6 protein-coding genes are annotated in these 12258 nt (G+C 36.8%); 1 reads left to right on the forward strand and 5 read right to left on the reverse strand.

Features of this window, described 5'->3' with window-relative positions; translation table 11 throughout:
- Window positions 1–33 precede the first annotated feature (33 nt).
- The 5 genes from FG382_RS05230 to FG382_RS05250 all read right to left on the reverse strand — a co-directional run bounded on the left by FG382_RS05230 (window position 34) and on the right by FG382_RS05250 (window position 11587).
- Window positions 34–5445, reverse strand: coding sequence for a SpaA isopeptide-forming pilin-related protein (locus FG382_RS05230; protein ID WP_142537849.1), 5412 nt, complete (start codon window positions 5443–5445; stop codon window positions 34–36).
- Between the two features lie 13 nt (window positions 5446–5458).
- Window positions 5459–6064 (reverse strand): class D sortase, encoded by a 606-nt coding sequence (locus tag FG382_RS05235; protein WP_142537850.1) that lies wholly within the window; start codon window positions 6062–6064, stop codon window positions 5459–5461.
- A 201-nt stretch (window positions 6065–6265) separates the two neighbouring features.
- Window positions 6266–7375 (reverse strand): response regulator, encoded by a 1110-nt coding sequence (locus FG382_RS05240; RefSeq protein ID WP_142537851.1) that lies wholly within the window; start codon window positions 7373–7375, stop codon window positions 6266–6268.
- Entirely contained in the window at window positions 7356–10469 is a 3114-nt protein-coding gene (locus FG382_RS05245) for a hybrid sensor histidine kinase/response regulator (protein WP_142537852.1), read from the reverse strand. Before FG382_RS05245 ends, FG382_RS05240 begins: the two co-directional genes overlap by 20 nt.
- 536 nt (window positions 10470–11005) lie before the next feature.
- Window positions 11006–11587, reverse strand: a complete 582-nt coding sequence (locus FG382_RS05250; RefSeq protein ID WP_142537853.1) for an REP-associated tyrosine transposase — start codon at window positions 11585–11587, stop codon at window positions 11006–11008.
- 407 nt (window positions 11588–11994) lie between these two features.
- Between FG382_RS05250 and FG382_RS05255 the strand changes: the two genes are divergently transcribed.
- Window positions 11995–12249, forward strand: a complete 255-nt coding sequence (locus FG382_RS05255) for a hypothetical protein (RefSeq protein ID WP_142537854.1) — start codon at window positions 11995–11997, stop codon at window positions 12247–12249.
- Window positions 12250–12258 lie beyond the last annotated feature (9 nt).

Consider the following 12258-nt stretch of genomic DNA (forward strand, 5'->3'; position numbering starts at 1 on the left):
CCGAACCTGTTGCTAGTTCATTGAAGGCCTCTACTAATTTACAGTTGTAGGTCCTAGAATGATTGTAAACTTAATTGGTGTTGGATCTAGCTTGTAGCCAAATGGTGCTTTCGTTTCGATAAATTGATAGTTACCAGGTTTTAAATTATCTACGATGATTTTACCGTCTTTATCCGTAATCAAGCCTTCTTGAATGGAAATACCATGCTCATCTTGCAAGGTAAATTCAACATCCGCTAGCGCTGCATTGTTATTGTCTTTGTCTTGTTTGGTCAATTCGACAGAGCCTTTCGTGATCGTGTTTGGAAATTCTATGCTGCGTGCTTCTGTCTGACCTATGTTGATTGTAAATTCAATTGGATTTTCATTTAATTCGTATCCAAAAGGTGCTTTTGTTTCAACGAATTGATAGTTACCAGGCTTCAGGTCATCTACAGCTAGTTTGCCTTCCGCATTTGTTGAAAGATTTTCTTTCAGTAAATCGCCTTTTGCATCCAATAGCTTAAACTGTGCATCTGCTAGAGTTACTTCTTTGTTGTCGCTATCCACTTTGATAAGCTCTACGGAACCAAGTGTTAAGCTATTCTTGGTTGAAATTTTTAGCATTTCAGATTGACCTTTGTCGATAGTGAAAATAACCGGTGTTGGATCAAGGTCATAACCAAATGGTGCTTTCGTTTCGACAAATTGATAGTTGCCAGGTTTTAAATCAGAAACAACTATTTTACCATCTTTGTTTGTAGTCAATGCAGTATGAATGACATTACCATTTGCATCTTGTAATTCAAATACCGCGCCTTCCAAAGTAGTGGTTTGATCTTCTTTATCAACCTTCGTTAATTCCACCGATCCAGTCGATAATTCGTTTTGAGCTGTGACTTTCGCTACTTTTACATCCGCAATTGACTTACTTTTCTCGATTGTAAATTTAATAGGTGTCTGATCTAAGTCGTATCCGAAAGGTGCTTTCGTTTCTACGAACTGATAACTACCTGGTTTTAGTTTAGTAACTGACAGCTTGCCGTCAGTGTCCGTTTTCAATTCTGTCAGAAGCGTCTTCCCGTTTGCATCTTGCAATGCAAATTCCGCTCCTGCTACCACTTGGCTAGCGTCGTCTTTATCGACTTTCGACAATTCAACAGAACCCGCTATTAATTTGTTTGGTACCATTAACATAGTTGTTTTGGTAGTCTCACCCATTTCAATATTGAATGGGATCGGTGCAGTGTTCAGTTGATAGTAGTCAGGTGCTTCAGTTTCAACGAATTGGTAAGTACCTGGTTTTAAGTTTGGAACTACAATCTTTCCTTCCGCATTTGTGGAAAGCCCAGACTGAAGCGTGTTACCTTCTTTATCTTGTAATTCAAAGATGGCACCTTTTAATGTAATCTTCGAATCATCTTCATCTACTTTCGTTAGCGAGACGGAGCCTAAAATCATTTCATTTTGTGCCGTCAATTCAAGCGTTGTATTTTGTGATGCCACAATAGTAAATGAAATTGGAGTTGTATCTAGTTTATATCCAAATGGAGCTTTTGTTTCAACAAACTGATATTTACCAGGCTTAAGATTATTTACAGTGAGTTTTCCGTTTTCATCTGTTGTTAAGCCTTCTTTCAGCTTGTTTCCATTGGTATCTTGTAATGTAAATATTGCACCTTCCAATGTTTTTTTCTGGTTGTCTTTATCTACTTTCTTGAGTTCGACTGCCCCTTTTATTATTTCGTTTTTAATAGGGCCAAGTTTTATAACTGCCAATTGGTTTTCTTTAATCGAAAAAGGAATCGGTGTGTCATCTTTTACATAACCAGCTGGAGCTATTTGCTCAGTGAATCGGTACTCGCCTGGTGCTAGTTCTTCTTTATAAATGATTCCTTGTTCATTTGTTACAAGAAGCCCTATAGTTTCATAGTTGTCTCCATTTTTTCTTTCGAGGAGGAAGTTTGCTCCTTTTAACTTGTTACTAGCATCCTCGCTATCCACTTTTTCTAACTGAACAGCATGAACTAGTTTTTTATTTGTTACAGGTACAGCATTGCCTGTTTTCACAGTATCTTCGGCTACATATGCCTTATCGATTGTGATAGGAATTTCGGCATTGTTTTTTAAATATCCTACAGGTGCCTCCGTTTCTACTAACAGATATTCACCAAATAGTAATTTATCAAACTGGACCATCCCTTTATCATTTGTTGTTCCTGTTTTGATAATAGTTCCGGTATCCTTATCTTTTAATACGAACTTAGCTCCTTCCAGTACTTGCTTAGTAGTGGCATCCGTTTTTGTAATGAGTAGTCCGCCTAGTTCTCCCGTGCCGTCACCCATTCCAATAGTTTTCTTCACTTCAACTACTTTAGATGATTCCTTTTTATCTTCCTTCACATGGTCACCATTAAATAGAACTTTGTTGGAAATACTAGCTGGTGCCTTTAGAATAAAGGATTGATATTCTAAAATATAGGGCTTATCGATTTCTTCATTAAATGAAATTTTGAACCCATAGGGACGCTGACTTTCTTGGAAATCCAGCTCATAGTCTTTACCCTTAACTAATGGTTCTGCTTTTTTTACATTACCATTCGTTTCAATAGTAGTAGCATACACTTGAATGGAATCTTCTAAAATTGCTTGATCAGCACTTGGCATATCGGTCACTGTTGCATTTGACACTTTCGCTTGTGCAAAATTAATATTGACTGACCAATTAAGGATTTTACTATTCTGAGCTCCATTTTTTGTCGTATACGTTCCACCGTTAGGAATAGATACAGTTGCACTTAAATCTGTTTCTTTTTGTGAACCATTATAAAATGTTGCTGTATTTTTATATTCTTTTTCTACAAAACTTAAATCTTTTAGGCTAGTTTTGTATGTTACCATATAGGGCGAATTGATTTCTTTAGTGAACTGGATTCGAAAACCAGGATTGTTATTCATATCTTTAATCCAACTGATGGAATAATCTACTCCTTCAATCAATTCCTCAACTTTCGTTCCGTTAGCTCCGCCTGTCAGACTCATTTGATAAACTTCTAGTGACTCTTTTAATACTTTTTGATTGCCTACAATGAAATCCTCTATCGCTGCATTCGCAAGAGTTTTCAAGTTATAGTTTACTCCGACATTCCAAGTGATCTCCTGTGTAACCGCATTATAAGAACCATTTTTAAACCCGTTGGATTGTGTGTAATTATCTGGCTTGAAGTCAGATACTGCTTCTTTAGTTCGGTCTTTGTCGTCTTTGTCTTTCCAAGTTAGCGTTGCCTTGTTTTGTAAATAATTCTTTTGAATATCCGCACGCTGTTCATAATTAAAGTTTGTTGTGTATTTGATCGTATGCTGTGTGTTTAATGTTTTTAGGAACTCAATGACAAACTCATCTCGTTCATTTTTTATAATCTTATAATCTTCACCTAATGTGAGAGTCGTACTGCCAGTTGTAATTATAATCGTATCAGGAACTAGCGTAAGTCCTTTATTGGTGAATACATCTGTTAATATAACGTTTTTCATTTCTTGGCGGTCATGGTTGAATGTAATTGTCCAATCGACTGTTTTATTTTTGTAATTTGCATTTTGATTGGATTTAAACAATATTCGTTGATTGATCGTTTGTTTTCCGGTTGATTGTTTATCATCCGACGATACAATATTCACGATTTCTTCCGTTTCAAACACCCGATTCGTTGCTTTTGTTTTATAGGTGATTTTATATGCAGATTGGATACCCTGATTAAATTGAAATTCAAATCCATTTTTACCATCCATAGTTTTGGGTGTTATTGTATAGCCTGTCGAAACGTCTTTCGATCCACTTTCATTCCCATTTTCATTAATAGTAATCTCTTGCACTTGAAATGAATCATTAATCAGCTCTTGGGAACCATTAAAAAAGTCTTTCAACAAAGCATCTTTTTGAGGGATATTTTTTTCATTGTAATTGTATTTAATTTCCCAAGTAATGGTTTGGCTGTCCGCATCGTATTTGGCTGCTTTTTTGGCTAATGCCGTACCTCGATTGACTGTAACAGAAGCGGCTGCCTCTCCTACATTTTGACCATTGGATAGTAAGGTAGCTTTGTTTTCAAATTTTGTCTGGTCTTCATTTGTAAGAGTTGTTGTATAGACCAGTCTGTAAGCGGACTTTATATCTCCCTCAAAGTTAATAGTGAAATCTTTCCCGCCTGCTGTTTTGCCGACTGCAAATCCTGATGTCACTTCTGATCCTAATGTAACATTTCCATCTAACTTTGTGTTCAAGTGATAAAGTTTGATGGAGCCTTCATTTAATAGCTGTCCGTCTTGAATTGGGTCACTAAGGATTGCTTTTTCAACATTTTCCAATGTTTTGTTGAAATCTATAGTCCATTCTATCGTTTCAGCATTGTAAGCCCTATTTGGTATACCTTTTTTCGTAACAGAAGGACCACCAGGCGTAAAATCAAGTGGAACGGTTATTGAAGCTCCACCAGCTATAGGTGTAATCGTGATTGTCTTGTCTTCTGTTACAATGATTTCTTTACTTAGCTTTGTCAGTACTTCCAGATTACCATTGATATTGGAACGCTTTTCGATATAATCTGTGAATGTCACAGTAGCTTTCCCATCTTTAGTGAATGTAAAGTGGCCAACAATTTCCCCATTTCCATCTTTCATCGGTAAATTATCCGCCGCATCATATACAATCAGTTCTGGTGGTAGGCTAAACGTAAAGGTTGATCCAGCTTTGTAACCATGGTTATTTTGCAAAGCCCATGTGTATTTTACAGAAACAATAGAATCTACACTTGGCTTTTCTACTACATTACCATTGCTATCCTCATAGAGAAGGGTTGCACCTGTCAGTAAATTCTCCGTAATTACTGATGGGGCATTCGTAGTTTTTACTGCTTCCTCAAGTTGCGGTTCACATTTAGTCTGTTCATTCTCGTTAGATTGTTCTTCGCAAACTTCTTCTACTACTTCCTCTACTTTTTCTGAATCCTTTTCTACTTCCTCCGTTGTTTCTTTGTCCTTTACCGCCTCATCTGTCGTGTCGCTCTCAGGTGTAGCTTCTACAGGCTCTTGTTCGTTGCTTTGTGTAGTTGGTTGTTGAATCCCTACCACTTCTATTGTTCCATTTGCATCTTGTGTTTGATGTGCTAAAACAGTTACTGTTATAAGCCCTTCAGGCGAAATCGTATAACTACCTATTCCATTTAAACTACCTGTGACCAGTTGGTCTAGTGTAAATTCCGTCTGGTGTGTGTATGGAACATCCGTTTCCTCGTTACCTGCAACAAAAATCCATGGAATGCTTGCTTTGCCATCCTCACCGACCGTGACTTCGCTAAATGTGAAACTTTGTTTTGGCGCAGTTTCGGTGTTAGCACTAGCCGCGATTGGACCCATGAAGCTTTGCAAAACTAATAAAAATACGAGCGTGACAAAACTTATCTTTCTCATAGCTACCCCCTGTTTATCGTGTATCTTTTAACTTTGCTTGAACGATTAACCGGTCGGTTGGATTTTTTTGGCCTAGGGGGGTGCAAGTTACTAATGTCAGGAGTGGTTCTTGCCCATCTTGTAATACCTCTATTTGTGTTCGATCCACGACAAAGGTTTGAACAACTTCAAATTCGATTGTTCCAGCTTCTGTTTGAACCTCCACCATATCGTGTAGTGTTAGCTCATCCAAACGATTGAATTGTTTTCCACTTGTTGTCGCACGATGGCCTGCAAGTCCAATATTATTTATACCGAATTGTTTGTGAGGTTCTATCATGCCGATTCCTTTTGTTAAAGAACTGGGTGTAGTTCCCTCAAAAATCATCATTTCCAAATCAATTTTTGGAATTCGAATAATTCCTCTCGCTCCATCTAATAAGCCTAGCCCTTTATCACCAGTATTCGCTTGAACTTCTACTGGCGAAACCGCTTCTTCATAGGAGCTAGTATCTCCCAGACTTTCAAAAGCCTCTATAAGCTGCTCTTGCTTGTTATCAAAGAACTTCTTCTCCATCTGAGGATGAAACAGCAGGAAGAAACCTAAAAGCAGAAAGCCAATACTGATGACCCATCGCAAATCTCCATCTCCTTTCCACGTTAATACGCTCAATTCATCACTAGGTATTACTAAGTTTTCCGCTTACTTGTGTGCACATCTATCTTTAGTTGTTTGAAATTTTTTTCTCAGAAATACCCGTCTCAAATGATAGCTGTTCAGCACTGAACAAATTCTGAACAATGAAAAACACTTATCTCCCAACAAATGGGAAATAAGTGTTTAATCAAATTGGATATTTTGCTCATATAGCCTTACTATTTCAGGTGGAATTTCAATACCTAAATCGTCTCTTAATCTAACTTCAACTGTCTTATAAAATTCTTTCATCTTTTGACTGCTTTTCGTTTCGTTATAAAAAGTCAAAAGTTGGTACATATAGCTTTCATTATAATAGTCAATCTTCAGCATCTTCACCAAGCATTTTTCTACAAGCTGAAGATCCCTTTCATCATTGGAGATTACACGTTCGAAATATTGCAATACACTGTGTCGTAAATTCTGCTGAATAGAAACCGCCCAACTGAGATCCTCTTCCTCTAAGAAGTCACCTTCATACAGTGAAAGAATTTCCTCCACTTTGGATGCTTCCATTTTACTTGCGTCTAATAATTCTATTAACTTTGTATAATCACTATCTATAAATACACCTAATGTATATCGCTCATTTATAAACTGAATTGCGTTCTCTATTCCATTTTCTTTAAATGTTTTTCTAAGCTGATACACCGTTGTATGCAGGAGAGTTGCAGCCTTGTCTATATGTGTATCTGGCCATAGCTGCTCCATGACTACCGCTTTATGGATGGGTGTTCCTTGATGTTGCCAAAGGAACAGAAACAACTCTTTAACTTTCTTCGTACGCCATCTGACGATATTTTGTTGATTGTCTAGTAGATGAAAGTTGCCCAGAGTTTTTGCATAATAAGGTACATCTTTAACTGTGTTCCGCTTTTTACTTTCTCTATATAGTTCTAACTTCCCCTGCGTCTTGTCAATCGCTTTTTTTAGTCGTTTTTTATTGAGAGGTTTTAATAGATAATCGATTGCATTTACTTCAAACGCTTCTAGTGCATACTGTGGGTGGGCAGTCACGAATAAGATTTCTACATGATTATATTTATTCATAATCACTTCTGCAAGTTCCAGTCCATGTACTTCTCCCATTTCCATGTCTAAAAACACTACTTCTACATCTAATTTTTCTATTTGTTCCAAAGCTAAGTACGGGTTTGTAAATTTTCCAACTACGTCGATGCCGCTCAATTCTTGTAGCATATTTTCATTGACGTTTAAAGCCATTTCTTCATCATCAATTAATAATACTCTCATTGTTTTTTACCTCAGGCATTCGTATTGTTATTTTTGTTCCTTCCCCTTCAATACTTTCCAGTTGAAAAGTTGCCCCTTTTATAAGCGTTAATTTTTTCAATGGATTGGTAAAACCGATTCGGTTGTTTTTACCTTCTAGTAGTTCTTGTTGTTTTTCAAGAGGGATGCCCACACCGTTGTCCTTAATGGTTATTTTGATGTTAGGAAACTCCCTCTCAATAGCCAACTGTAAAGTTCCACCTTGTTCTTGTTTGGAAATACCGTGCTGTACCGCATTTTCCACTAGCGGTTGTATGGTCATCGATGGAATGTACGCTTCGATTGTTTCGTCAATCGCATATTCAATCGTTAATCTTTCACCAAAACGCATTTTTTCAATTGCTAGATAGGATTGGACTAGTTCTACCTCATCTTCTATCGGTACAAATGAATGATGGCCCTGAAAGTCTAATTTTGCACGGAAGTAGATAGATAGATGCTGTAGGGCCTCCCGTGTTTTTTCTTCATCTTCGTAACTTAAACCAATAATGGTGTTAAGTGTATTGTATAAAAAATGAGGCGTTATTTGTGCATAAAAGTAGCTTAGCTCAAGGTTTAAAGCATCTTGGGAAGATTTTTTCATCAATAGCAGCGATTCCACACGGGCTTTTAACTCTGCTAAATTTACTGGTTTTTGTAAAAAGTCATTTGCCCCCATCTGAAAAGAAACGACTAAATCGGATAATTGTCCACCAGCTGTCAATATAATGACCGGCAATTCCACCAGACCATATTCCTTCCGTACTTCTTGACATAATTCATATCCAGACATCTTCGGCATGATTAAATCCGTAATAATGAGATCGATCGCTTCTCTTTTTAAAATTGTCAGCGCTTCTTGGGCATCGCTAGCAGTGACTACATTATATTCCAGCGACCGAATCATATTTACAAGAACTTTCAAGTTTGTAGGTTCGTCATCTACAACAAGTATGGTATAAGTTTTAGTATCCGTCTTTTTTGTAGATAATATTGTCGCTGATTGAAGCTGAGCCACTTCTCTTTTTTTAATAAAAGTTTTCTGCTCCAAACGTTCTATACTGTTCTTTTCTACAACTTCTCCAATTTGCTGTGTAGTTGCAAGTGGAACTGTGAAAGTGAAACGGGTACCCCTCCCTACCTCTGAGGAAACCGAAATACGTCCCCCAAAGCTTTCTACAATATTTTTAGTTATACTAAGTCCTAATCCTAATCCTGTTGCATCTCCTAATCTACTGCTCTCGATTTGATAAAAGGAAGAAAAGATCAAATCTAAATGCTCTTTTTCTATCCCTTTGCCTGTGTCTGTTACTGATATATGCATCTGGCCTTCTCTTACTTCTGCGTCAATGATTATGCTTCCTTCTTTTGTGAACTTAATCGCATTATATACTAGGTTAAAAAAGACCTGCTTGAGCTTTTGTTCATCCATGTAAATAAGCGGAAGATTCTTTGCAGCATTATTGATAAGCGTGACTTTTTGCGACGGTGAAATTAAATAATTCATTTCTGCAAGCACTTCTTCTACAACATGAAAGTTCACCGGTTGTGCGATAGTTGGTATTTCTCCTTTTTTAATGTTAGATACAAACAATAAATCCTCTACTAAGCTTGCCAATCGTTTTCCCACATTGTGTATTAAAATAACGCTTTCTTGCTGCTTTTGTTTTAAGGGACCTTCGATTCCTTCCATTAAAGATTTCGATAGATTAATAATTCCATGTAAGGGCGTACTTAGTTCATGCGATGTTTTGACTAGAAATTCATCTTTAAGTCGGTCGTATAATAGAAGTTCTTCCGTTAACCCTTCTACTCTCTTGAAAGCCGCTTGGTAACGATGACTCATCAGTAAGGACAAGCTGAAAATCATCAGCAAACACAAAACTGCCATCATATTGTGAACTTCTATTTCTAAAAGAAATTCTAATCCCAATAGTAATCCGTAGCACATGAAAGTAGTCACCGTTAGCAATAAATATTCGGCATCCTCTTTCTTTCTAAAAAAAGCTTTCATCAGGATGATGAATATGTAAGCAAAGCACACACCTAATAGGAATACAATCCATACTTGTCTAACCTCTAATGGAAAAGACCTGACTAACAAGAGCAATGGACTTTCCGTACTATAGAGAAATATCTGTGTGCTAATCAAAATACTTAAAACAACTACTATTTTTTTGTTCGCATATTGTTTAAAAAGCAGGAAAACAAATAACAAGAAAAACAATACGACCGAATGTATGGATAATAATTGCATTCTTGTTTGCTCGGTTGAATCAAAGCCCGAAAATATAAGAAAGAATAGGTACTCATTTAACATAGAAGTATAAAGCCCAAGCACGATACAAAATAAGCCAAAGAACAATTCATACATATATTTTTTTCGTTGTAAAAATATAAAAAAGTGAATTACACCGATTACAATATATCCTAAAATTATCATCATTTCGATCAGCTTATCCAGTTCATGTTTGACCATTATTTTCTCAGCTGGACCAAACTTAAGTGGGTGTACAATTCCCCCTGTATGATAAGTCAAATTTGCTACTAACACGACAATTTCCAACTGTTTGTTTACACTTTCACCGTACACTGTATATTTTCTATTATCATAGATGTAGTCATCTTTATCACTTGTAGGATTTCCGGCGCCTCCTACTTCTTTTCCATTGATAAATATTTTACTAGAATTGCGAATGGAATCTACCTTAAGCCCGTATGCTCCGTCTACAGGAACTTCGATAAGCAAGCGATATGTACCTATTCCATGAGGATCGTTATCTTTTTCAAAGTGACCGCTCCAATCTCCAGGTACCGTTATTTGCTCTCTTATCTTTTGATAAGCAGCAAAAACATTATATTCAGGATTTGGAACAAGTAGATTATTCGGATAAAATTCCCATGTGTTGTTTAGCTCTATGATTGGGTCGTCTTCTTCTTCCCACTCTTGCAATGACAAGACTCCATTTTGTGTTGGAATAGTAGGAGAATCTAACAACTGGAATGAGTGCACTATACTTATCAACGTTAAAAGAAAAATACTAATCGACAAAAAGATGAAAATTTTCCTTTTCACTATCCCACATCCCTTCTCCAAAATATTCCTTCTTTTACTGTACACTGAAAATGATGGTGTTTACAATGGGGTTTTTTTGGGTTTGTTTTTTGGGGTTCCCTGTGTAAGACACAGATCTAGCACTATTTTGAATATTTCGGTTCCCTGTGTAATACACAAATCCACCACTATTCTGAATGGTTTAAAATAACGTAAAACTAGTTTAAAAATAGCCAAAGCTCCTTTGCTTTGGGTATTTTTCGTTTGACCAAGTCATGTTTTGTTGGTTCCCTGTGTAGCACACAGTTACAAAACTATTCTGAATTTTTCAGTTCCCTGTGTAATACACACATCCACCACTATTCTGAATGGTTTTGGTTTACTTCCCTGTGTAGCACACAATTCCAGCACTATTCCAATTTTTTTGATTCCCCTTGTAATACACAAGTCCAACACTATTCTGAATGGTTCAAAACCAACGTAAAACTAGTTTAAAAATAGCCAAAGCTCCTTTGCTTTGGCTATTTTTCGTTTGACCAAGTCATTATCGGTTATTATCAGAATACTGTAGAATTGTTTTTTACACAGGGAACAGTTAAACAGTAGCTACAATAACCAGCGTTTGATTTGTCGTATTGAGTAGGTAGGAGATTTTTTAAAATATCTCTGTTTAGAAATGGTGGTGCGGCTTTATTTTCTTCGAAGTATAGTGGGTAGGAACTGTAAGGATACCACTCTAATCGTTCGACCATAGGCTGCTTTGTTTCTATGGGATTGCGATGAATGTATTTGCTTACTGTCAGAAGACCGAGAGGCGAATCTACTTCTTTTGCAAAGTAGCGTTGTTGATAGATTCTTCCTACATGGTTATAGCGTTTGGCATATGAATTACTATATCGCTTATTGATAGAAGCCATCACTTTACTTAGTGAATCCTTGTCTGATTTGATTAGAATGTGGTAGTGGTTTGTCATGATGCAGTAGGCAAGAATTTCAAAGGGATATTTACTGTGGGTATGGTGAAATGCTCGTATGAGTTCGTATATGTCTTGATGGGTTCCAAAGATTGGTTGGCGGTTATTGCCTCTCATGGTGACATGATAATAAGAATTAGGATTTAGGTTTCGTTTTCTTGTCAATGCGTGCTCCTCACTTTTCTAATATTGTTGTTGGATTTGTTTGTTTTGGGAAGGATATAAATTCGTTTGTTTTATGGGAAATTATCTTGTTAGACGATGAGATATTGCGCTGAATCAAGTTTACTGGTGAATGGGATTTTTGGTTTGAGATTATGGGGTTGTGAAGCTATTACTCTCTTTATTTTTATTTTAATAGGGAGGGTTGGAATTGTCTAGGGGGAGATTGTGGTGGTTCAGCGTGGTATCGTTCCCTATTGTTCCCTGTGTAAGAAACAAATCTAGAACAATTCTGAATTGTTTCGAAGTTGTTTCTTACACAGGGAAGTGAGGTCAACTTCCGTCATACACAAGAACAATATTAAGTGATATGATATACGCAAGAAAACACATGAAAAGAGGAAGTATAAATGCATCAACATCTGAGTAAGAAGAGAAAGACAGAGCATGTTATTTTAGGAGTCGATATGGGGACTAGTGACTTGATCGATATTCTTAAAAGATCAGGTAATCGGAATATTTCAGTTATCGATTATGAAGCAGAGGCGGACAAGCTTGCATTAGGGTCTACGATGTTTTATTCTCCCAAATTAGCAAAGCAAGAACTAGAAGATTCGAAGAAAATAGTGTTCCATAAATATTTGGACCCTAAATTGAGACGCTGAAATTGTTCC

Source organism: Psychrobacillus lasiicapitis, assembly GCF_006861795.1.
In the GTDB taxonomy this organism is placed as follows: Bacteria; Bacillota; Bacilli; order Bacillales_A; family Planococcaceae; genus Psychrobacillus; species Psychrobacillus lasiicapitis.

What these genes read in the sequence shown, in the direction of transcription:
- FG382_RS05240 (WP_142537851.1), bottom strand. Translation starts at nt 7,375, where the DNA reads ATGAGAGTATTATTAATTGATGATGAAGAAATGGCTTTAAACGTCAAT.
- FG382_RS05255 (WP_142537854.1), top strand. Translation starts at nt 11,995, where the DNA reads ATGCATCAACATCTGAGTAAGAAGAGAAAGACAGAGCATGTTATTTTA.
- FG382_RS05230 (WP_142537849.1), bottom strand. Translation starts at nt 5,445, where the DNA reads ATGAGAAAGATAAGTTTTGTCACGCTCGTATTTTTATTAGTTTTGCAA.